Consider the following 20,763-nt stretch of genomic DNA (forward strand, 5'->3'; position numbering starts at 1 on the left):
GCAGGCGCGAGTGGGCACTCTTGGGCGCATGCGGTTTCCTGGAGTGGAGAAGGCTGATGAGTGATATCGATCTGCGCTTGCGCGAGGATGTGCACCTTTTGGGAGAACTGCTGGGCGAGACCATCCGCCAGCAGCATGGCGAGGCGTTCCTGCAGAAGATCGAGGACATCCGCCACAGCGCCAAGGCCGACCGGCGCGGGCAGGGCGAGCGACTGAGCTCGACCCTGGGTGACCTGGCCGAGGAGGACCTGCTGCCGGTGGCGCGGGCGTTCAACCAGTTTCTCAACCTGGCCAACATCGCCGAGCAGTACCAGCTGATTCGGCGTCGCGACGCCGACCAGCCCGAGCCCTTCGAAGCGCGGGTGCTGCCGGAACTGCTGGCGCGGCTGAAGGCGGCGGGCCACGGCAACGATGAGCTGGCCCGGCAACTGGCCAGGCTGAACATCGAGCTGGTGCTTACCGCCCATCCCACCGAGGTGGCCCGCCGCACCCTGATACAGAAGTACGACGCCATCGCCGCGCAACTGGCCGCGCAGGACCACCGCGACCTCGTTCCCGGCGAGCGCCAACAGGTGCGCGAACGCTTGCGCCGCCTGATTGCCGAAGCGTGGCACACCGAGGAGATCCGTCGCACCCGGCCGACTCCGGTGGATGAAGCCAAGTGGGGCTTCGCGGTCATCGAGCATTCGTTGTGGCAGGCGATCCCCAACCACTTGCGCAAGGTCGACGCGGCCTTGTTCGAGGCCACTGGGCTGCGCCTGCCGCTGGAGTCGGCGCCAGTGCGCTTCGCCTCCTGGATGGGCGGTGACCGCGACGGCAACCCCAATGTCACGGCGGCGGTCACCCGCGAAGTCCTGCTGCTGGCGCGCTGGATGGCCGCCGACCTGTTCCTGCGCGATATCGATGGCCTGGCCGCCGAGCTGTCCATGCAGCAGGCCAGCGCCGCCCTGAAAGACAAGGTCGGCGACAGCGCCGAGCCTTATCGCGCCCTGCTCAAGCAGCTGCGCGACCGCCTGCGTGCCACCCGCGCCTGGGCCCATGCCTCGCTGACGAGCACGCAGCCGGCCAGCGCCGCGGTGCTGGTGGACAATCGCGAGCTGATCGCGCCGCTGGAGCTGGCCTACCAGTCGCTGCATGAATGCGGCATGGGTGTGATCGCCGACGGCCCGTTGCTTGACTGCCTGCGTCGGGCGGTGACCTTCGGCCTGTTCCTGGTGCGTCTGGACGTGCGTCAGGATGCCGCCCGTCACCGTGACGCGCTGTCGGAAATCACCGACTACCTCGGCCTCGGTCGCTATGCCGAGTGGGACGAGGAGCGACGCATCACGTTCCTTCAGGCTGAGCTGAAAAACCGTCGCCCGCTGTTGCCGGCGCACTTCCAGCCCCAGGCCGAGACGGCCGAGGTGCTCGCCACCTGCCGCGAGATCGCCGCCGCGCCTGCGGCGTCGCTGGGGTCGTACGTGATCTCCATGGCCGGCGCGGCCTCCGATGTGCTGGCGGTGCAGTTGCTGCTGAAGGAGGCCGGGCTGACCCGGTCGATGCGCGTGGTGCCGCTGTTCGAGACCCTGGCTGACCTGGACAACGCGGGCCCGGTGATGGAGCGCCTGCTCGGTTTGCCGGGTTATCGCGCAGGCCTGCAGGGGCCACAGGAGGTGATGATCGGCTATTCCGACTCGGCCAAGGACGCCGGCACCACCGCGGCGGCCTGGGCCCAGTATCGCGCCCAGGAGAACCTGGTGCGCATCTGTCGCGAGCATCAGGTCGAGCTGCTGCTGTTCCATGGCCGGGGCGGCACGGTCGGGCGCGGTGGCGGACCGGCCCACGCGGCGATCCTGTCGCAGCCGCCGGGCTCGGTGGGCGGACGTTTCCGCACCACCGAGCAGGGCGAGATGATCCGCTTCAAGTTCGGCTTGCCTGGCATTGCCGAGCAGAACCTCAACCTCTACCTGGCCGCCGTGCTGGAGGCGACCCTGCTGCCGCCGCCACCGCCGGAGCCGGCCTGGCGCGCATTGATGGACCAGCTGGCCGCCGATGGCGTCAAGGCCTACCGCGGCGTGGTGCGCGAGAACCCGGACTTCGTCGAGTACTTCCGCCAGTCCACCCCCGAGCAGGAGCTCGGCCGTCTGCCGCTGGGCAGCCGGCCGGCCAAGCGCCGCGCCGGGGGCATCGAGAGCCTGCGGGCGATCCCGTGGATCTTCGGCTGGACCCAGACAAGGCTGATGCTGCCGGCCTGGCTGGGCTGGGAAACGGCGCTGAACAATGCCCTGGCACGCGGGCAGGGGGCGCTGCTGGCGCAGATGCGCGAGCAATGGCCGTTCTTCCGCACCCGCATCGACATGCTGGAGATGGTCCTGGCCAAGGCCGATGCACAAATCGCCGAGGCCTACGACGAACGTCTGGTGCAACCCGAACTGCTGCCGTTGGGCGCGCACCTGCGCGACCTATTGTCGCAGTCGTGCCAGGTGGTACTGGGCCTGACCGGGCAGCCGGTGCTACTGGCGCACAGCCCGGAAACCCTGGAATTCATCCGTCTGCGCAACACCTACCTGGACCCGCTGCACCGCCTGCAGGCCGAGTTGCTGGCACGCTCGCGCAGCCGTGAAGCCGCTCTGGACAGCCCGTTGGAGCAGGCCTTGCTGGTGACCGTGGCGGGGATCGCGGCAGGTTTGCGCAACACCGGCTGAGGTTGTTCGAGGCCGGTCGTGGTCATTAGCCGGGCTGGCCTCGACCCAACCCCCGATGGCCGGTTGCGCCGGGCGCAACCAGTGCCCCGGCCAGCGGCGGGCGGCCCGTTCCTGGCACTTTTGGACGCTTGTCGGGGGGGCGGGCGCTGTGTATCTTGAGCAGCCTTTTGACCGATTTTACGGTCTCGTCCGATTTTCCGGAGTTGGCCTTGTGCGCCGAATCCGTTGATTTGCAAAGAAAAATATGAGGAGCACAAGATGCGCGTAATTCTGCTGGGAGCTCCCGGGGCCGGTAAAGGTACTCAGGCAAAGTTCATCACCGAGAAGTTCGGTATTCCGCAGATCTCCACCGGTGACATGCTGCGTGCCGCCGTCAAGGCCGGCACCCCGCTGGGCCTGGAGCTGAAAAAGGTCATGGATGCCGGCCAGCTGGTCTCCGACGAGCTGATCATCAGCCTGGTCAAGGAGCGCATCGCTCAACCGGACTGCGCCAACGGCTGCCTGTTCGACGGCTTCCCGCGTACCATCCCGCAAGCTGAAGCCATGGTCGCTGCCGGTGTCGACATCGACGCCGTGGTCGAGATCGCCGTGGACGACGAAGAGATCGTCGGCCGCATGGCCGGTCGCCGCGTGCACCTGGCCTCGGGTCGCACCTACCACATCCAGTACAACCCGCCGAAGGTGGAAGGCAAGGATGACGTTACCGGCGAAGACCTGATCCAGCGCGACGACGACAAGGAAGAAACCGTGCGTCACCGCCTGTCGGTCTACCACAGCCAGACCAAGCCGCTGGTGGACTTCTACCAGAAGCTGTCGGCGGCCAACGCCGGCAAGCCGAAGTACAGCCACATCGAAGGTGTCGGCTCGGTCGAGTCGATCACCGCCAAGGTACTGGCAGCCCTGAGCTGATCCGTCGACCTTGTCCGACAACGGCCCGCTTGCGGGCCGTTGTCGTTTATACTGCCGCTCTTTTTCCCCTGTTGCCTGGATACCTCGTTCGATGACCACCTTGCTGGCCCTGGATACCGCCACCGAAGCCTGTTCCGTCGCCCTGCTGCACGACGGCAAGGTGACCAGCCACTACGAGGTGGCCCCACGCCTGCACGCGCAGAAGCTGTTGCCGATGATCAAGCAGCTGCTGGCCGACTCGGGTGTGGCGCTGAGCGCGCTGGACGCCATCGCCTTCGGTCGCGGCCCGGGCGCCTTCACCGGCGTGCGTATCGCCATCGGCGTGGTCCAGGGTCTGGCTTTTGCCCTCGAGCGTCCGGTGCTGCCGGTATCCAACCTGGCGGCCCTGGCCCAGGGCGCGCTGCGCGAGCGAGGCGTGCAGCAGGTGGCCGCGGCCATCGATGCGCGCATGGACGAGGTGTACTGGGGTTGCTACCGCGCCGAGCAGGGTGAGATGCGCCTGCTCGACCAGGAAATGGTGCTGCCGCCCGAGCGGGTAACGCTACCGCAAGGTCTGGATGGCGAGTGGTTCGGCGCCGGTACCGGCTGGGGCTACGCCGAGCGCCTGGCGGTGCAGGTCGCGGCGAGCGACGCCGTTGCCTTGCCCAGCGCCCTGGACATCCTTGCCCTGGCCGGCTTCGCCTGGGCCCGGGGCGAGGCGGTCGCCGCCGAGCAGGCGCAACCGGTCTATCTGCGCGATAATGTGGCTACGCCCAAGGCGCGTTGAATGCAGTTCGTCGGCTATCGCTGTTCACGATAAAACCTTTTGCGCGTTCTGTGGTCCAGTTATCAGTTCGGGCATTAGCGAAGGATTCCTGATGCTGCTAAATTGCCATCATTGATCCTGAGTGCCCCTGTCATGCGTATCGACGGCTTCTCCTCACAGAGCTACCCCATCAAGCGTACGCCTCGCAAGGCGCCAGCGCGTGACGAAGCTATCGACGAAGCCGATGCCGAGATCATCGAGGACATCGACGCACAGGTCAGCCGTGCCAGCCGTCGCGGCGAGAACCTGCCGGCCCGCCAGCAGGACCTGATCTACCCCCGCGCCCGCGACCGGCGTACCTCCACGGCCCTGGCCAGCTACCTGACCACTGCCGGCTTCACCGACTGGGAGATGGAAGTACTGGGGCTGGACCTGTACATTTGATGGATGACGCCATCACCCCTCCCTTATTTCCTCGGTTGCCCGTCCTGGGCTGAAAACGCCTGGCGCGAGTACCTGTACCCCGCCGACGCTCGCACCAGCGAATTCCTCGGGCTGTACAGCCAGGTATTCAACGCCGTCGAAGGCAACACCACCTTCTATGCCCGTCCCGCGCCAGCGACGGTCGAGCGTTGGGCGCAGATCATGCCGGCGGGGTTTCGCTTCACCGCCAAGTTTCCCGGGGATGTCAGCCACGCGGGCGACCTGCGCGAACAGCTCGACTCGGCGCTGGACTTCACCCGACTGATGGCCCCCTTGGGCGAGCGCGTGTCGCCTTACTGGCTGCAATTGCCGGCGATGTTCGGCCCGGCGCGCCTGGGCGAGCTTGCGTACTTCCTCGATGAGATCGGCGTGCCGGTGGCGGTGGAGGTGCGCAACGACGCATTCTTCGCCCGTGGCGAGGAGGAGCGCCAGCTCAACCGGCTGTTGCATGAGCGTAGTGTCGAACGCATCTGCCTGGATCCGCGTGCGCTGTTCAGCTGCGCTTCGCGCGAGCCCGCCGTGCTTCATGCCCAGGCTAAGAAGCCCAAGGTACCGCCGCGCCCGGCAGCCTTTACCCAACACCCGCAGGTGCGCTTCATCGGCCATCCCGAGCTCAAGGCCAATGAGCGCTTTCTCACGCCCTGGGTGGACAAGGTCGCCGCCTGGATTGAAGAGGGGCGCCGCCCCTACGTATTCCTGCACACCTCGGACAACCGCCTGGCTGCGGCACTGGCGCAGCGTTTTCACCAGCGCCTGATGACCCTGTTGCCAGGCTTGGCGGCGCTGCCTGAATTGCCGCGCGCCCCTGAGGTCGAACAACTGGGATTACTGTGATCTGACTGTCGGAGGTTGAACCATGGATGTGCAAACCCTGCGAGCCGAAGCCTTCAAGGCACTGCATGAGCGTGATGGCGCGTTCGTCATTCCCAACCCGTGGGATGGCGGCTCCGCACGGTTGCTGGCCAGCCTGGGTTTCGAAGCGCTGGCCACCACCAGTGCCGGGTTGGCGTTCAGCCTCGGACGGCCGGATGCCGAAGGCGCGCTGACGCTCGAGGAGACCCTCGACAATGCCCGCGCCATCGTCGATGCCACGCCGTTGCCGGTGGCGGCGGACCTGGAAAACGGCTTCGGCGATCTGCCGGAAGACTGCGCGCAGACTATCCTGCGCGCTGCCGAGGCGGGGCTGGTGGGTGGTTCGATTGAAGATGCCAGCGGGCGCAACGATGCGCCGATCTACGATTTCGAACGCTCCGTGGCACGGGTGCGTGCCGCCGTTACGGCAGCCCGCAGCCTGGCCTTCCCATTCACCCTCTGTGCCCGCGCCGAGAACCTGCTGCACGGGCGCCTCGACCTGGACGACACCATCCGCCGGTTGCAGGCTTATGCCGAAGCCGGAGCGGACGTGTTGTACGCGCCGGGTCTGCGCAGTGTCGATGAGATCCGCGCGGTGGTGCAGGCCGTGGCCCCCAGGCCTGTGAATGTGTTGATGGGCATGGCAGGCGTGCCCTTGAGTGTGAACCAGTTGCAGGACCTGGGGGTGAAGCGGATCAGTGTCGGTTCCTCGCTGGCGCGGGCGGCGTTGGGCGCTTTCCAGCGGGCTGCGCTGGAGATCCGCGAGCTGGGCACCTTCGGCTATGGCGAGCAGGCCCTGCCTTTCGCCCAGCTCAACGATCTGTTCCGTCGCTGAGGTCGCATGCGCAGAATGTTCACCCTGCTGGGCGGCCTGTTGCTGGTTGTGCTGCTCGCCTGGTTGTCGGGCTGGCGTCTACCGGATGCCTGGAACCCCTGGGCTGCCCTGGATGTGCGGCATCCTCCGAATCTGCTGACGCCCTACAAGCTGTCGCGCCTGCGCGACGATCCCGAGCTATGCCGCCAGGCGTTGCAGACCACCCCGCTGCGGTATCGACCGCAGAGTGACAGCCCGCCGCAGGCCGCTTGCCCGTTGCGCAACGTCTGGCGTGTGGAGGGAGGACAGGCGCGCTTGAGCAGCAGTTTCCTCGCCAGTTGTCCGCTGGCGGTGGCCTATGCGCTGTTCGAAGTGCATGGATTGCAGCCGGCGGCGCAGCGGGTGTTCGGTCAGCCGGTGGTCCAGGTCGATCATCTGGGCAGTTTCGCCTGCCGCAATGTCTACCACCGCAAGCAAGGCCGGCTCAGCCAGCATGCCACGGCCAATGCGCTGGATATCAGCGGTTTTCGCCTGAAGGATGGCCAGCGCATCGTACTGGCTCAGGACTGGCGGGGAGAGGGCCCCAAGGCTGACTTCCTGCGGCAAGTTCAGGCGGCGGCCTGCGAGAGCTTCAGCACGGCTTTGGGGCCGAACTACAACGCCGCGCACCACAACCACTTTCACCTGGACATGGGTTTCTGGCAGATCTGCCGTTGAACTCAGGCGTGTACGCGCACGTTGTTCAGCACCACCGGGCGCGCCCAGTGGATATCGAACTCCAGGTCGTTCTGTTGCTTGGCCAGCGTCTGCTCGTCGAAGGGTTCGGGCGCAGGGTCGAGCAGGTTGGTCTCGAACTCGGCGATCGGCAGGAACAGCGGCCGTGGCGATGGGCCGGGGCCGGGCTCGGCGGTGGGGTGGCCCTGGCTCATGACCACAGGGCGCAGCCAGCTGTTGCTGATATCGAGCTGGCGCTGTTGCTCGATCAGTTCGACGGTGTCGAAGGGTTCGGGGGCGGGCGGCAGCAGCTTGGCTTCCAGTTCTGCCTTGGGCAGGAACAGCGGCTCAGGCGGAGCCACTTCGGTGTCGTGAACAGGCAGGGTGCGCTGGGCATCGATCAGGGCCAGGGCGCGGGCGCCGCCGACCGGTTCGCCGCTGTCCTGGTCGCACTGCATCAGCGCCTGGCTGAAGGTGTCGACTTCGCCTTGCGATTGCTCTGCCATGGCCTGGGCGAAGAAATCCTGCCACAGGTGGCTGACGCCACCCAGTGCCTGGGTATTCTGTCGACCGTAGTTGCCGACGGGCGACAAGTAGGTCAAGCCGATGGGAAGAGTGTCTGACATGGCAGTCGCGGACGTTGAGCTCTGGCAGAATAGCGGGATATTGCCTGTATCGGCTCTGGCCGGGGTTTCATTAATTTATTTCGAGTACGGGAACGGATGGTAGAGCAACAGCAGGGCGCAGGTATCAGGGTCGAGGCACTGGCCCCGCAGTTCCAGGCGCAGGCCGAGGCATGGGCCGAGCGGCTGGGCTTGCCGTTGGTCGATGAAACCGCGGAATTCGCCGTGCAGCTGGGGGGCGAGGGGCTGCAGATCCAGCAGCTCGGGCCACAGGCGCCGGGGCCGGTGCGGGTGGATTTCGTCGAGGGGCAGGCGGCGCACCGGCGGTTGTACGGGGGGGGCAACGGGCAGATGATCGCCAAGGCCGTGGGCATCGCCCAGGGCGTGCGGCCGCAGGTGCTCGATGCCACGGCGGGGCTGGGCAAGGATGCGTTCGTGCTGGCCAGCCTGGGTTGCCAGATGACCCTGATCGAGCGTCAGCCGTTGATCGCTGCGCTGCTGGAAGATGGTCTGGCGCGGGCGCGTGGGGACGAGGAGATCGGACCGATCGTTGCGCGCATGCGGTTGCTGACTGGTAATGCCATCGAGCGGATGCGGGCTTGGGAGGGGGAGGCGCCGCAGGTGATCTACCTGGATCCGATGTTTCCGCATCGGGACAAGAGTGCGTTGGTGAAGAAGGAAATGCGGGTGTTCAGGCCTTTGGTCGGCGATGACCTGGATGCGCCTGCTTTGCTCGAGGCGGCTTTGGCGTTGGCCACGCACCGGGTGGTGGTTAAGCGGCCGCGCAAGGCGCCTATTATCGAGGGGGCCAAGCCGAGTCATAGTCTGGAGGGGAAGTCTAGTCGGTATGATATATATCCCAAGAAGGCTTTGAAGGCTTGACTGCTGGTTAGTTAGTTGGTTGGTTGGGGTGTTTGTTTTTTAAGTTGTAGGCGCATTCATTTGCGATGTCGACGCTTATTCACCTTTCCGCCCTTACGGCGGGTTACTTTGGTCTTGGCCAAAGTAACCAAAGCCGTTGCGCTCCATTCATCCGGCCCTCCGCTTCGCTCCGGGTTCCCTCACTCCGGTCTTGCTCCCGGGAGGACCGCGCTGCAGGGCCCATCCTGGGCCCCAGCGCTTGACGGGCATCCATGCCCGTCACCTCCCTGCGCAAGACCTCCGTTCGGCCTCCTGAAGTCGCGAAGTTACGGGCGGCGCCTGGACTGGCGCAGCTGTCGCTAGTTGAAATTTAATTGATCTCCCGATCGCATCGCGGGGCAAGCCCGCTCCCACGCAATAGTCGCCGCGATATATAAACCTGTAGGAGCGGGCTTGCCCCGCGAAAGGGCAGGAACAGCCAATACATAATTAACTGTCAAACAACCAACTTCGAATTTCTTGCTCTTGCTCTTGCTCTTGCTCTTGCTCTTGCTCTTGCTCTTGCTCTTGCTCTTGCTTCTAAGCGCGCAATAGTCCAGGCGCCGCCAATTGCGACTTCAGGAGGCCGAGCGGAGTTCTTGCGGAGGGAGGTGACGGCCATGGATGGCCGTCAAGCGCTGCGCCCCAGGATGGGGCGTTCAGCGCGGTCCTCCCGGGAGCAAGAACGGAGCGAGGGGACCCCGGAGCGCAGCGCAGGGGCCGGATGAACGGAGCGGAACGGTTTTGCCTACTTTTCCCTAGAGAAAAGTAGGTCGCCGTAAAGGCGAAAAGGTGACTAAATGTCGACATCGCCTACGAATGAGCATGCAAAAATCAAAACAACCACCCCCGAACCCGATCCCGATCTACCCCCGAAAAGCCCGAACAAAAACCCCAACAGCCTCCCGCACATGCGCCTCAGCCTCATCCCCACTCAGCGCCTGCGCACACCCCAGCAACAACCGATAATCCGGCGCCCCCTTCACCAGGCAGAAGAAATGCTCCGCCGCCCGCAACGGGTTGTCGATCCGCAGCAACCCCCGCTGGTCGACACAGTGCAGCAGCGCCGCCATCCCGGCCATCACCCGCTTCGGCCCCGCCTCGTAGAAGTACTGCCCAAACCCCGGATCCTGGCTCCCGAGGGCAAAGATCAGGCGACTCAGCTTGACCGCCTCGTCACTGCTGATCAGCGCCTGGAACCCACGGGCAATGTTCAGCAGCACATCCTCCACCGCCACCCCTTCCGGATACTCGAACATCAAGTCAGGCAATTGGTTCTGGCAGGTGGACATGACCGCCGCGCCAAACAGCGTCTGCTTGTCGGTGAAATGGCTGTAGACGGTGAGCTTTGAAACACCTGCCGCCGCCGCGACCGCATCCATGCTGGTGTCGGCATAGCCAAGGCTGAGGAACAGGTGCTTGGCGGCTTCGAGGATGGCCTCTCGTTTGGCCAGGTCCTTGGGCCGGCCTGGGCCGATGGGTGCGTCGTTGGACATGAGGGACCGCATTCAGTGTGAAAGGGACACATCTTACCGGGTCGTGAAGCCGTCGGCTGCAGCATACGTCGCAACGCAAATATGAGTTTTCTCTGAAACGCCCGCTTCCCCGGCAAGGTTCGCTGACTTAATATACTCGCCAGTATAAATATTCGATGCACCCTCTGCCAAAGGTCATTCATCATGTTGCGTCGTGCGTTGTCCCTCGCCCTGCCGGCAGCCGCCGTGCTCCTGCTTTCCGCCTGCGGCCAGGAGGCCGCGCCACCTGCCGCGCCGCGGCCGGCGCTGGTGGTCCAGCCGCAACCCGCGCAGGCTTCGGCCGACAGCTATCCGGGCGAGGTGCGCGCGCGCTTCGAGCCTGAACTTGCGTTCCGCATCGGTGGCAAGGTCAACAAGCGCCTGGTGGAGGAGGGGCAGCGGGTCAAGACCGAGCAGCCGCTGGCCGAACTCGATCCCCAGGACGTGCGCCTGCAACTGGAGGCCAACCGCGCCCAGCTGGCGGCGGCCGAGGCCAACCTGGCGCTGGTGCGCGCCGAGCGCGACCGCTACCAGAAACTGCTGGACCGGCAGATGGTCAGCCGCTCCCAGTTCGATAACGCCGAGAACCTCTACCGCGCCGGCCAGGCGCGCCTGAAACAGGCCAAGGCCGAGTTCGAGGTGGCCGGCAACCAGGCCGAGTACGCGGTGCTGCGCGCGCCCCAGGCCGGGGTGATCGCCAAGCGCCAGGTCGAGGTGGGCCAGGTGGTGGCCGCCGGGCAGACCGTGTTCACCCTCGCCGCCGACGGTGAGCGCGAAGTGGCCATCGGCCTGCCGGAGCAGCAGTTCGCCGGTTTTGCTGTCGGCCAGACGGTGAGCGTGGAGCTGTGGTCGCACCCGAACCGACGCTTCGATGGCCGCATTCGCGAGCTTTCCCCGGCGGCGGACCCGCGTTCGCGGACCTTTGCCGCACGCATCGCCTTCACCTCCAGCGACACGCCAGCCGAACTGGGGCAGAGCGCCCGGGTGTTCATCGAGCATGCCGAACGCTCGCCGCTGGCGGTGCCGCTCTCGGCGGTGACCGCCGAGGCCGGCCAGGCCTATGTCTGGAAGGTCGGCAAGGACAACCGCCTGGAGCGCGCGCAGGTGCGCCTTGGCGCCTATGGCGCCGACAGTGTGCCGGTGCTCGAAGGGCTGCAGGCCGGCGATTGGGTGGTCGCCGCGGGCGGCCATGTGCTGCGCGAGGGACAACAGGTGCGGCCTGTGGACCGCAGCAACCGTGAAGTGAACCTGGCGGCCAAGGAGTAAGTCCCGATGGGTTTCAACCTTTCCGCCTGGGCGCTGCGCAATCGCCAGATCGTGTTGTTCCTGATGATCCTGCTGGCGGCGATCGGCGCCATGTCCTACACCAAGCTGGGGCAGAGCGAGGATCCACCCTTTACCTTCAAGGCCATGGTCATCCGCACCCTGTGGCCCGGGGCGACCGCCGAGGAAGTGTCGCGCCAGGTCACCGAGCGCATCGAAAAGAAGCTGATGGAGACTGGCGAGTACGAGCGGATCGTCTCGTTCTCGCGGCCCGGTGAGTCCCAGGTCACCTTCATGGCCCGCGATTCGATGCATTCCAAGGACATCCCCGAGCTGTGGTACCAGATCCGCAAGAAGGTCGCGGACATCAAGCACACCCTGCCGCCCGAAGCCCAGGGGCCGTTCTTCAACGACGAGTTCGGCACCACCTTCGGCAACATCTACGCCCTGACCGGCGCCGGCTTCGACTATGCGGTGCTCAAGGACTACGCCGACCGTATCCAGATCCAGCTGCAGCGAGTCAAGGACGTGGGCAAGGTCGAGCTGATCGGCCTGCAGGACGAGAAGGTCTGGATCGAGCTGTCCAACGTCAAGCTGGCCACCCTGGGCATACCGCTGGCCGCCGTGCAGCAGGCGCTGCGCGAGCAGAACGCGTTGAGTACCGCAGGCTTCTTCGAGACGCCCAGCGAGCGCCTGCAACTGCGGGTCAGCGGGCGCTTCGACAGCGTCGAGCAGATTCGCCAGTTCCCCATCCGCGTAGGTGACCGCACCTTCCGTATCGGCGACGTCGCCGAGGTGCAGCGCGGTTTCAATGACCCGCCCGCGCCGCGCATGCGCTTCATGGGCGAGGATGCCATCGGCCTGGCGGTGTCGATGAAGGACGGCGGTGACATCCTGGTGCTTGGCAAGGCCCTGGAAGGCGAATTCGCCCGCCTGGCGCAAAACCTGCCGGCGGGCATGGAGCTGCGCAAGGTGTCCGACCAGCCGGCGGCGGTAAAGGCCGGGGTCGGCGAGTTCGTGCAGGTGCTGATCGAGGCCCTGGCGATCGTCCTGTTGGTGAGCTTCTTCTCCCTGGGCCTGCGCACCGGACTGGTGGTGGCGCTGGCGATCCCGCTGGTGCTGGCCATGACCTTTGCCGCCATGTACTACTTCGGCATCGGCCTGCACAAGATTTCCCTGGGGGCGCTGGTGCTGGCCCTGGGCCTGCTGGTGGACGACGCGATCATCGCGGTGGAGATGATGGCGATCAAGATGGAGCAGGGCTACGACCGGCTCAAGGCAGCGAGCTACGCCTGGACCAGCACGGCATTCCCGATGCTCACAGGTACCCTGATCACCGCCGCCGGTTTCCTGCCGATCGCCACGGCGGCTTCCGGCACGGGGGAGTACACCCGTTCGATCTTCCAGGTGGTGACCATCGCCCTGCTGACCTCATGGGTCGCCGCGGTGGTGTTCGTGCCCTACCTGGGTGAGCGCCTGCTGCCGGACCTGGCCAAGCTTCACGCGGCCCGCCATGGCGCCGACGGGCATGCCCCCGATCCGTACGCCACACCGTTCTACCAGCGCGTCAGACGGGTGGTGGAGTGGTGCGTGCGGCGGCGCAAGACGGTGATCGTCCTGACCATCGCCGCGTTCGTCGGCAGCATCCTGCTGTTCCGTTTCGTGCCGCAGCAGTTCTTCCCGGCCTCCGGCCGGCCGGAGCTGATGGTCGACCTGAAACTGGCCGAAGGCGCCTCGCTGAACAACACCGCCGAACGGGTCAAGCAGCTGGAGGCGCTGCTCAAGCAGCAGGATGGCATCGCCAATTACGTCGCCTACGTCGGCACCGGCTCGCCGCGCTTCTACCTGCCGCTGGACCAGCAACTGCCGGCGGCGAGCTTTGCCCAGTTCGTGGTGCTGGCCAAGTCGCTGGAGGACCGTGAGCGTCTGCGCAGCTGGCTGATCGGCACCCTCGACCAGCAGTTCCCCGACTTGCGCTCGCGGGTCACGCGCCTGGAGAACGGCCCACCCGTGGGCTATCCGGTGCAGTTCCGCGTCACCGGCGAGCACATCGAGAAGGTCCGCGCCCTGGCCCGCGAGGTGGCGGCCAAGGTGCGCGAGAACCCGCATGTGGTCAACGTGCACCTGGACTGGGAGGAGCCGAGCAAGGCGGTGTACCTGGACATCGACCAGGACCGCGCCCGGGCCCTGGGGGTGAGCACTGCGCACTTGTCGAGCTTCCTGCAGAGCTCGCTGACCGGCAGCAACGTCAGCCAGTACCGTGAGGACAACGAGCTGATCGAGATCCTCCTGCGCGGCACCTCGGAGGAGCGCCGCGAGCTGGGTAGCCTGGGCAGCCTGGCAGTACCTACCGACAACGGCCAGAGCGTGGCCCTGTCGCAGGTGGCGACCCTGGAATACGGCTTCGAGGAAGGCATCATCTGGCACCGCAACCGCCTGCCCACCGTCACCGTGCGTGCCGACATCTACGACAAGGAACAGCCGGCGACCCTGGTCAAGCAGATCCAGCCGACCCTGGCCCAGATCAAGAGTGAGCTGCCCGATGGCTACCTGCTTGAAGTGGGCGGCACGGTGGAAGACTCCGAGCGTGGCCAGCGCTCGGTGAACGCCGGCATGCCCCTGTTCATCGTGGTGGTGCTGAGCCTGCTGATGATCCAGCTGCGCAGTTTCTCGCGGATGTTCATGGTGTTCCTCACCGCGCCCCTCGGGTTGATCGGCGTGACCCTGTTCCTGCTGGTGTTCCGCCAGCCGTTTGGTTTCGTCGCCATGCTCGGGACCATCGCCCTGGCGGGGATGATCATGCGCAACTCGGTGATCCTGGTGGACCAGATCGAACAGGATATCGCTGCGGGGATGGCGCGTTGGCAGGCGATCATCGAGGCCACGGTGCGGCGCTTCCGGCCGATCGTGCTGACCGCATTGGCGGCGGTGCTGGCGATGATTCCGCTGTCGAGGAGCGTGTTCTACGGGCCGATGGCGGTGGCGATCATGGGCGGCTTGATCGTCGCCACGGTGTTGACCCTGCTGTTCCTGCCGGCGTTGTATGCGGCGTGGTTCAGGGTCAGGAAGGACTGACAACATCGCGGGTCAAGCCCGCTCCCACGGTGGGAGCGGGCTTGACCCGCGATCGGAACCGACGCCTCAAAGCGCGCCGAACACCTTCTTGGCCAGGCTGGTCGCGGCACCGGCCGGGTTCTGGCGAATGCTTTCTTCCTGCTTGGCGATCATCTCGAACAGCCCGTCCAGGGCTTTCTCGGTCACGTAGCTCTCGATGTTGGCGCTCTTGGCGTCGACCACGCCCAGGCCTGCGGCTTGCCCGGCGAAGTTGTTGTACTGCTGGGCCAGGCCGACCTTGTCGGTGGCCTGCTTGACGATCGGCAGGAACTTGGCGCGGATCTGCTCGCGGCTGCTCTTGTTCAGGTACTGGGTGGCCGAATCCTGGCCGCCGCTGAGGATGCCCTTGGCATCGGTCACGGTCATCTTCTTCACCGCGTCCACCAGGATCGCCTGGGCTTGTGGCACCGCAGCCTCGGCGGCCTTGTTCATGCTGGATTCCAGGGCTTCGACCTGTTCACCCTTGCCGAACATCTTCATGGCCTTGGCGGCCTTGCCGAGGTTGCCCGGCAGCTCGATGCGCACGTCGGGGTTGTTGCTGAAACCGCCGGGGGTGCTCAGTTGCTTGACGGCGATCTGCGCGCCTTGGGTGAGGGCGTCCTTCAGGCCGCCGGAGGCGTCGCTCTGGGACAGGTCGCCGAGCGACAGGGCCAGGGCGCTGGCCGACAGCAGCAGGCCGGCGCACAGGGTGGTGAAGCGCAGGGAGGAGCGGATCATGGGGATTTCCTTATGGGCAGAATGGTGCAGGTTCAGCGTATCGGGTAGACCGGGATCGGGCCAGTTCACTCAACCGCCACAGGTTCCGGTGTTTCATCGCGGTGCAAGGCTACCTGGCGAATCGACAGACGCAGCTCTGCCGACAGTACCCGCTTGGCCACGCCCTCGGCCAGCTCGGCAAGCTTGTCGTGGTAACCCAGCTTGCCGTTGTCGTCCGGCTGCAGCACGCCTTCGCGCACCAGGGTCTGGATGAAGTGGCGGAACAAGGTCTTGTCGAAGAACTCCGGGGCGTTCAGGCCATGCAGGATCGACAGGCGCTGGGCCATCATCACGCACAGCTCCTCCAGCTCTTCGGCGCTCAGTGTGTGCTGGCCGCTGTTGAGCAGCAACGAGGTGGCCATGTAGAAGCGCTGCAGGGTCTGGGTGATGGTGCGTGCCAGCAGGGTCAGCAGGACGAACTGCCGCGAGCTGGGAGCTGGACGCATGTAGATGTCCTGCTCCCTGCGCAGCAGCCCCTGCTCGACCAGCGCCGTCAGCCACTGGTCGATCACCTCGTCCAGTTGCTCGGGCGTCCAGCGCAGGAACAGCTCGGCCTGCAGGTACGGATACAGCGCCCGCACGTACTGGCCCAGCAATTCGCGGCTCATGCGCGAGCTGCTGAGGAAGAAGCTCGCCAGCAGCCCCGGCAGGGCGAAGATGTGCAGTACGTTGTTGCGGTAATAGGTCATCAGCACCGCATTGGCTTCGTCCAGGTAGAGGATGCGCCCCAGCGCGTCCTTCTGCTCGGCCAGCAGGTCCATGCCCAGCACGTGGTCGATCAGCGCCTTGCCGTCGCCATCGGGCAGCGTGGTATGCGGCGAGTAGGGCACCTGGCGCAGCAAGGCCAGGTACAGGTCGAGTACGCGGGTCAGGGCGCGTTCGTCCAGGGCCAGGCGGCTGGTCGACAGCAGGGCCAGGGCCACCAGGTTGACCGGGTTGATCGCCGCGGCTTCGTTCAGGTGACGGGCGACCGTCTCGCCCAGACGGGTGGTGGTGTCGTTGAGCCAGTCCGGGCGGAACTGCGGGCCGAGCGGCTGATCGCGCCAGCCGGGCTGCTGTTCGTCGAGGAAGCTGTTGAGGCGGATCGGCTCGCCGAAGTTGACGTAGACCTGGCCGAAGCGCTGCTTGAGCGCGCCGATGACCTTGAAGATGTCGAAGATCGATTCTTTCTTCTTGCTGGCGCCGCGCAGTTCGCCCAGGTAGGTGCGGCCTTCGAGCACCCGCTCGTAGCCGATGTACACCGGGACGAAGACGATCGGCGTGCGCGAGGAGCGCAGGAAGCTGCGCAGGGTGATCGCCAGCATGCCGGTGCGCGGCTGCAGCATGCGCCCGGTGCGCGAGCGGCCGCCCTCGACGAAGTACTCGACCGGGAAGCCCTTGGTGAACAGGGTGTGCAGGTACTCGTTGAACACGGCGGTGTACAGCGGGTTGCCCTTGAACGTGCGGCGCATGAAGAAGGCGCCGCCGCGGCGCAGCAGGCCGCCGATCACCGGCATGTTGAGGTTGATGCCGGCGGCGATGTGCGGCGGCGTCAGGCCGTTGCGGAACAGCAGGTAGGACAGCAACAGGTAGTCGATGTGGCTGCGGTGGCAGGGTACGTAGATCACCTCGTGGCCGGGGGCGATGCCCTGCACCTGCTCGATGTGGTTGACCTTGATGCCGTCGTAGATCTTGTTCCAGAACCAGCTGAGCACCACTTCGAGGAAGCGGATGGCGGTGTAGGTGTAGTCCGAGGCGATCTCGTTGCCATAGTGCAGCGCCTTGGCCTCGGCCTTGGCGTAGGGGATCTTCTCGCGATCGGCCTCGTCGCTGATGGCCTGGCGCACCAGCGGGTCGTGCACCAGGCCCTTGACCAGGTTGCGTCGGTGCGAGATGTCGGGGCCGATCACCGCGGTCTTCAGGTTGCGGAAATGCACGCGCATCATGCGCTGGGCCATGCGCACGGTGCGCTCATGCCCCTTGTTGTGCTGCACCAGCTCGCGCAGGTGGATCGGCGCGGAGAACTGCACGCGGGTCTTGCGCCCCAGGATCAGCACGCTGAGCAGGCGGCGCAGGCGGCCGGTGACGGCCCAGCTGTCGGCGAACAGCAGCTTCCACGGGCTCGACTCGCTGGCGGGGGTCTGGCCCCAGAAAACGCTGACCGGAATGATCTGCGCGTCTTCCTCGGCGTGCTGGCTGATCGCCGCGACCAGGCGCTCGAGCGTCGGTGGCGCGCCGCGTTTGTCCTGGCGGCCGAGCCAGTCAGGCTCGGGGGTCAGGTAGAAGAACGCCGCGGGCTCCTGCAGCGGGCCGACGGCCACCGGCAGCACCGGACGTGGCAGCCCCGCCTTGGTGCACTCGTGGTCGATCACGGCCAGATCGGTGAGCGACGGCGAGGAGAGGGCGTAGAACACCGGTCGGCTGCGGTCGAGCTTGAGCGTCAGCGAGGACTGGTTGATGGTTTCGGAGCGCACCCACAGGTAGAGAACGCGACGCAGGGCGCCGAAGATGAGGCGGCGCAGGGGGGAACGGGTCATGGGGTGGGGCCCTGGGTGAAAGTTTTCGTGTTTTACTGCCCGTTAGTCTGCCGTATCTGCGTAAGTTCAGCAAAATTCGGCCAAAAATGACCCTGTCATGAATTTTTTTTGTTCCCTGTCATATACTCGGCCTGCCGCTTGCAGGATATTCGTGCAAGCTGCGTCGGCGCGGACGGTGAACCCGCGCCAGCAAGGCGATCTTCAAAATAAAAATCCGGAGTAGTTCAGATGTCGTCTCGTGAGACTGGGAATGTGAAGTGGTTCAACGATGCCAAGGGTTATGGCTTCATTCAGCGCGAAGGTGGTGCGGACGTGTTCGTCCACTATCGGGCTATCCGCGGTGAGGGGCATCGCACCCTGGTCGAAGGGCAGCAGGTCGAGTACGCCCTCGTGCAAGGCCAGAAAGGCCTGCAGGCCGAGGACGTGGTAGGGCTCTGAGCCTCGCGGCTGTACGCTCAAGCTGCAAGTTGACCGTGGAACTTGCAGCCTGATGCGAACGCCTTCAGTTCGTGCGCCAGGTGATTTCCTGTTCACCGTCGGCGCTGATGCGGATCCAGCGATCGGCATCTTCTTCCCCGTCTTCCTCCGCCCAGCTGCCAGGCGCACAGCGCACTTCGACGTTGAGCGCGGCGAATGCCGCACGGGCGCAGGCGATGTCGTCGGCCCACGGGGTCTGGTCGCTTTCCAGGTACAGGCTGTTCCATTTCCCCACAGCTTTCGGTAACCAGGTGACCGGAATGTTACCGGCCATGCACTTGAAGGTCTGGCCTTTCTGCTTCCATTCGCTGCACGGGCCCAGGGCCAGGGCGAGCCAGTCGGCGATCTGCTTGTGATCGACGTCGTCGTCCTTGAGGTAGATCTCGATATCGGGTTGACGCATGGGGGGCTCCAGTGTGCTCAGTCTTGGCGCACGAAATAGTCATAACGCATGGAAACGGTGACCTCAAAGGGTTCGGGCTGGTCGATCACCCGTGCGCGCTTCTCGGCGCTGGCACGCCAGCCGTGCGGGGTCATGGCCAGCAGGTCGGCGCGGGCCTTGGCGTCGGCCAGGCTCAGGCGGAACTCGAGGATCTCGCCGTGGGCGTGGGCCATGCCCTCGGGGACCAGGGCCAGGTGCTTGTCGTCGGCGTACGGGCGCACTTCATCGTAGAGCACCTCGCGCAGTTCCATCAGGTGGCCGCTGGTCGGTCCGACCCGCATCAGGCCGCCGCCGGGGGCGAGCAGGCGCCTGGCCTCCTGCCAGTCGAGCGGGCTGAACACGCTGGCGATGAAGCCGCAACTGGCATCGGCCATGGGCACGCGGGCCATGCTGGCGACCATCCAGGTCACCTCGGGGGCGCGGCGGCAGGCGCGCTTGACCGCCTCGCGGGAGATATCCAGGGCGTAGCCGTCGGCGGCCGGCAGGGCCTGGGCGATCTGCGCGGTGTAGTAGCCTTCGCCGCAGCCGATGTCCAGCCAGGCCTGTGGCTGGCGCTCGGCAGCCAGTTGCGCCAGGCGGTGCGCTACCGGGGCGTAGTGGCCGGCGTCGAGGAAATCGCGGCGGGCTTCGACCATGGCCTGGTTGTCGCCCGGATCGCGGCTGTTCTTGTGCTGCACCGGCAGCAGGTTCAGGTAGCCCTGGCGGGCGCGGTCGAAACGGTGGCCGGCGGGGCAGGCCACGCCATTGTCGAGTTGCGCCAGCGGCGCCTGGCAGAGAGGGCAGGAGAGCATCAGGCGAGCAACCGTACCAGGGTCTGGTAGTAGATCTCGGTCAGCAGGTCGAGGTCGCTGGCCAGGATGCGTTCGTCCACCTGGTGGATGGTGGCGTTGACCGGGCCGAGCTCGACCACCTGGGTGCCCATGGTGGCGATGAAGCGGCCGTCGGAGGTACCGCCGCTGGTCGATGGGCGGGTTTCGCGACCGGTGACCGCCTTGATGCTCGACGACACCGCATCGAGCAGGTCGCCCGGCTCGGTGAGGAACGGCAGGCCCGACAGCGCCCAGTCGATGTTCCATTCCAGCTGATGCTTGTCGAGGATTGCCGCGACGCGCTGCTGCAGGCCTTCGACCGTCGATTCGGTGGAGAAGCGGAAGTTGAACAGCGCGGTCAGCTCGCCCGGGACCACGTTGGTGGCGCCGGTACCGGAGTTGAGGTTGGAGATCTGGAAGCTGGTCGGCGGGAAGAACGCGTTGCCTTCGTCCCAGTGCTCGGCGGCAAGTTCCGCCAGGGCCGGCGCGGCCAGGTGGATCGGGTTGCGCGCCAGGTGTGGGTAGGCCACGTGGCCTTGCTTGCCGCGCACGGTCAGCTTGGCGCCAAGTGAGCCGCGACGGCCGTTCTTGACCACGTCACCGAGCAGGGTGGTGCTGGACGGTTCGCCGACGATGCACCAGTCCAGGCGTTCGTTGCGTGCCTTGAGGCGCTCGACCACGGCCTTGGTGCCGTGGTGGGCCGGGCCTTCCTCGTCGCTGGTGATCAGGAAGGCGACCTTGCCGCGGTGGTTCGGGTAATCGTGCACGAAGCGCTCGCTGGCTACCACCATGGAAGCCAGGCTGCCCTTCATGTCGGCGGCGCCGCGGCCGCAGAGCATGCCGTCGGCATCGATCAGCGCCTCGAACGGTTCATGCTGCCACTGTTGCACCGGGCCGGTGGGGACCACGTCGGTGTGGCCGGCGAAGCACAGCACCGGGCCGTCCTGGGTGCCATGGCTGGCCCAGAAGTTGTCGACGTCCTCGATGCGCATCGGCTCGAGCTGGAAGCCGACGGCGCCCAGGCGGTTCATCATCTGGGTCTGGCAATCGGCATCGACCGGGGTGACCGAGGGGCGACGGATCAGGTCGCAGGCCAGTTGCAGGGTAGGCGAGAGCTCGGCTGGGGCCGTCATTGAAGGACTCCGGGG

At 65.9% G+C, this 20,763-nt stretch carries 18 protein-coding genes; 11 read left to right on the forward strand and 7 right to left on the reverse strand.

What is annotated here, in order from left to right; translation table 11 throughout:
• The first annotated feature begins 56 nt into the window (after nucleotides 1–56).
• The 7 genes from ppc (at nucleotide 57) to POF53_RS04480 (ending at nucleotide 7,204) form a co-directional block, all read left to right on the forward strand.
• Nucleotides 57–2,684, forward strand: coding sequence for a phosphoenolpyruvate carboxylase (gene ppc / locus POF53_RS04450; RefSeq protein WP_232857719.1), 2,628 nt, complete (start codon nucleotides 57–59; stop codon nucleotides 2,682–2,684).
• 258 nt (nucleotides 2,685–2,942) lie between these two features.
• Nucleotides 2,943–3,593, forward strand: coding sequence for an adenylate kinase (gene adk, locus POF53_RS04455; protein ID WP_028691565.1), 651 nt, complete (start codon nucleotides 2,943–2,945; stop codon nucleotides 3,591–3,593).
• 91 nt (nucleotides 3,594–3,684) lie between these two features.
• Nucleotides 3,685–4,359: a tRNA (adenosine(37)-N6)-threonylcarbamoyltransferase complex dimerization subunit type 1 TsaB gene (gene tsaB, locus POF53_RS04460; protein WP_232857720.1), complete on the forward strand. Its 675-nt coding sequence runs from the start codon at nucleotides 3,685–3,687 to the stop codon at nucleotides 4,357–4,359.
• Nucleotides 4,360–4,491: 132 nt separating this feature from the next.
• The gene (locus POF53_RS04465) at nucleotides 4,492–4,782 is read left to right on the forward strand and encodes a hypothetical protein (protein ID WP_203651067.1); all 291 of its coding nucleotides are present in this window, start codon (nucleotides 4,492–4,494) and stop codon (nucleotides 4,780–4,782) included.
• A gap of 3 nt (nucleotides 4,783–4,785) precedes the next feature.
• The gene (locus tag POF53_RS04470; RefSeq protein WP_498966559.1) at nucleotides 4,786–5,655 is read left to right on the forward strand and encodes a DUF72 domain-containing protein; all 870 of its coding nucleotides are present in this window, start codon (nucleotides 4,786–4,788) and stop codon (nucleotides 5,653–5,655) included.
• Nucleotides 5,656–5,677: 22 nt separating this feature from the next.
• The gene (locus tag POF53_RS04475; protein WP_475859428.1) at nucleotides 5,678–6,508 is read left to right on the forward strand and encodes an isocitrate lyase/PEP mutase family protein; all 831 of its coding nucleotides are present in this window, start codon (nucleotides 5,678–5,680) and stop codon (nucleotides 6,506–6,508) included.
• A 6-nt stretch (nucleotides 6,509–6,514) separates the two neighbouring features.
• A complete protein-coding gene (locus tag POF53_RS04480; protein WP_232857723.1) occupies nucleotides 6,515–7,204 on the forward strand; it encodes an extensin-like domain-containing protein in 690 nt (229 codons plus the stop codon).
• 2 nt (nucleotides 7,205–7,206) lie between these two features.
• Here the strand turns inward: POF53_RS04480 and POF53_RS04485 are convergent, their stop codons facing one another.
• Nucleotides 7,207–7,827, reverse strand: coding sequence for an energy transducer TonB (locus POF53_RS04485; RefSeq protein ID WP_203651072.1), 621 nt, complete (start codon nucleotides 7,825–7,827; stop codon nucleotides 7,207–7,209).
• Nucleotides 7,828–7,923: 96 nt separating this feature from the next.
• Here POF53_RS04485 and POF53_RS04490 point away from each other — a divergent pair, with 96 nt between their 5' ends.
• The gene (locus POF53_RS04490; RefSeq protein ID WP_498966562.1) at nucleotides 7,924–8,706 is read left to right on the forward strand and encodes a class I SAM-dependent methyltransferase; all 783 of its coding nucleotides are present in this window, start codon (nucleotides 7,924–7,926) and stop codon (nucleotides 8,704–8,706) included.
• Between the two features lie 884 nt (nucleotides 8,707–9,590).
• On the opposite strand, the gene POF53_RS04495 is transcribed toward POF53_RS04490, so the two are convergent.
• On the reverse strand, nucleotides 9,591–10,220 hold the full coding sequence (locus POF53_RS04495) for a TetR/AcrR family transcriptional regulator (RefSeq protein WP_498966564.1): 630 nt from the start codon (nucleotides 10,218–10,220) through the stop codon (nucleotides 9,591–9,593).
• Between the two features lie 183 nt (nucleotides 10,221–10,403).
• On the opposite strand from POF53_RS04495, the gene POF53_RS04500 reads away from it, so the two are divergent.
• The gene (locus POF53_RS04500; RefSeq protein WP_498966566.1) at nucleotides 10,404–11,504 is read left to right on the forward strand and encodes an efflux RND transporter periplasmic adaptor subunit; all 1,101 of its coding nucleotides are present in this window, start codon (nucleotides 10,404–10,406) and stop codon (nucleotides 11,502–11,504) included.
• 6 nt (nucleotides 11,505–11,510) lie between these two features.
• Nucleotides 11,511–14,576 carry an efflux RND transporter permease subunit gene (locus POF53_RS04505; RefSeq protein ID WP_498966568.1) on the forward strand — a complete coding sequence of 1,022 codons (3,066 nt, stop codon included), beginning with the start codon at nucleotides 11,511–11,513 and terminating at the stop codon, nucleotides 14,574–14,576.
• 66 nt (nucleotides 14,577–14,642) lie between these two features.
• On the opposite strand, the gene POF53_RS04510 is transcribed toward POF53_RS04505, so the two are convergent.
• Entirely contained in the window at nucleotides 14,643–15,332 is a 690-nt protein-coding gene (locus tag POF53_RS04510; RefSeq protein WP_475859421.1) for a DUF4197 domain-containing protein, read from the reverse strand.
• A gap of 65 nt (nucleotides 15,333–15,397) precedes the next feature.
• The gene (plsB, locus tag POF53_RS04515; protein WP_203651085.1) at nucleotides 15,398–17,887 is read right to left on the reverse strand and encodes a glycerol-3-phosphate 1-O-acyltransferase PlsB; all 2,490 of its coding nucleotides are present in this window, start codon (nucleotides 17,885–17,887) and stop codon (nucleotides 15,398–15,400) included.
• Between the two features lie 228 nt (nucleotides 17,888–18,115).
• On the opposite strand from plsB, the gene POF53_RS04520 reads away from it, so the two are divergent.
• Nucleotides 18,116–18,325, forward strand: a complete 210-nt coding sequence (locus POF53_RS04520; protein ID WP_011535295.1) for a cold-shock protein — start codon at nucleotides 18,116–18,118, stop codon at nucleotides 18,323–18,325.
• Between the two features lie 64 nt (nucleotides 18,326–18,389).
• Here the strand turns inward: POF53_RS04520 and POF53_RS04525 are convergent, their stop codons facing one another.
• From POF53_RS04525 to dapE, 3 genes are read right to left on the reverse strand one after another with little or no spacing between them, the layout of a single operon-like run.
• On the reverse strand, nucleotides 18,390–18,767 hold the full coding sequence (locus POF53_RS04525) for a hypothetical protein (RefSeq protein WP_203651087.1): 378 nt from the start codon (nucleotides 18,765–18,767) through the stop codon (nucleotides 18,390–18,392).
• A gap of 17 nt (nucleotides 18,768–18,784) precedes the next feature.
• On the reverse strand, nucleotides 18,785–19,597 hold the full coding sequence (locus POF53_RS04530; RefSeq protein WP_498966571.1) for a putative RNA methyltransferase: 813 nt from the start codon (nucleotides 19,595–19,597) through the stop codon (nucleotides 18,785–18,787).
• The gene (gene dapE, locus POF53_RS04535; protein WP_232856790.1) at nucleotides 19,597–20,748 is read right to left on the reverse strand and encodes a succinyl-diaminopimelate desuccinylase; all 1,152 of its coding nucleotides are present in this window, start codon (nucleotides 20,746–20,748) and stop codon (nucleotides 19,597–19,599) included. Before dapE ends, POF53_RS04530 begins: the two co-directional genes overlap by 1 nt.
• Between the last annotated feature and the right edge of the window lie 15 nt (nucleotides 20,749–20,763).

This window comes from Mitsuaria sp. RG, from assembly GCF_028369275.1.
GTDB lineage: Bacteria > Pseudomonadota > Gammaproteobacteria > Pseudomonadales > Pseudomonadaceae > Aquipseudomonas > Aquipseudomonas peradeniyensis.

What these genes read in the sequence shown, in the direction of transcription:
- ppc (WP_232857719.1), top strand. Translation starts at nt 57, where the DNA reads ATGAGTGATATCGATCTGCGCTTGCGCGAGGATGTGCACCTTTTGGGA.
- adk (WP_028691565.1), top strand. Translation starts at nt 2,943, where the DNA reads ATGCGCGTAATTCTGCTGGGAGCTCCCGGGGCCGGTAAAGGTACTCAG.
- tsaB (WP_232857720.1), top strand. Translation starts at nt 3,685, where the DNA reads ATGACCACCTTGCTGGCCCTGGATACCGCCACCGAAGCCTGTTCCGTC.
- POF53_RS04465 (WP_203651067.1), top strand. Translation starts at nt 4,492, where the DNA reads ATGCGTATCGACGGCTTCTCCTCACAGAGCTACCCCATCAAGCGTACG.
- POF53_RS04470 (WP_498966559.1), top strand. Translation starts at nt 4,786, where the DNA reads ATGACGCCATCACCCCTCCCTTATTTCCTCGGTTGCCCGTCCTGGGCT.
- POF53_RS04475 (WP_475859428.1), top strand. Translation starts at nt 5,678, where the DNA reads ATGGATGTGCAAACCCTGCGAGCCGAAGCCTTCAAGGCACTGCATGAG.
- POF53_RS04480 (WP_232857723.1), top strand. Translation starts at nt 6,515, where the DNA reads ATGCGCAGAATGTTCACCCTGCTGGGCGGCCTGTTGCTGGTTGTGCTG.
- POF53_RS04485 (WP_203651072.1), bottom strand. Translation starts at nt 7,827, where the DNA reads ATGTCAGACACTCTTCCCATCGGCTTGACCTACTTGTCGCCCGTCGGC.
- POF53_RS04490 (WP_498966562.1), top strand. Translation starts at nt 7,924, where the DNA reads ATGGTAGAGCAACAGCAGGGCGCAGGTATCAGGGTCGAGGCACTGGCC.
- POF53_RS04495 (WP_498966564.1), bottom strand. Translation starts at nt 10,220, where the DNA reads ATGTCCAACGACGCACCCATCGGCCCAGGCCGGCCCAAGGACCTGGCC.
- POF53_RS04500 (WP_498966566.1), top strand. Translation starts at nt 10,404, where the DNA reads ATGTTGCGTCGTGCGTTGTCCCTCGCCCTGCCGGCAGCCGCCGTGCTC.
- POF53_RS04505 (WP_498966568.1), top strand. Translation starts at nt 11,511, where the DNA reads ATGGGTTTCAACCTTTCCGCCTGGGCGCTGCGCAATCGCCAGATCGTG.
- POF53_RS04510 (WP_475859421.1), bottom strand. Translation starts at nt 15,332, where the DNA reads ATGATCCGCTCCTCCCTGCGCTTCACCACCCTGTGCGCCGGCCTGCTG.
- plsB (WP_203651085.1), bottom strand. Translation starts at nt 17,887, where the DNA reads ATGACCCGTTCCCCCCTGCGCCGCCTCATCTTCGGCGCCCTGCGTCGC.
- POF53_RS04520 (WP_011535295.1), top strand. Translation starts at nt 18,116, where the DNA reads ATGTCGTCTCGTGAGACTGGGAATGTGAAGTGGTTCAACGATGCCAAG.
- POF53_RS04525 (WP_203651087.1), bottom strand. Translation starts at nt 18,767, where the DNA reads ATGCGTCAACCCGATATCGAGATCTACCTCAAGGACGACGACGTCGAT.
- POF53_RS04530 (WP_498966571.1), bottom strand. Translation starts at nt 19,597, where the DNA reads ATGCTCTCCTGCCCTCTCTGCCAGGCGCCGCTGGCGCAACTCGACAAT.
- dapE (WP_232856790.1), bottom strand. Translation starts at nt 20,748, where the DNA reads ATGACGGCCCCAGCCGAGCTCTCGCCTACCCTGCAACTGGCCTGCGAC.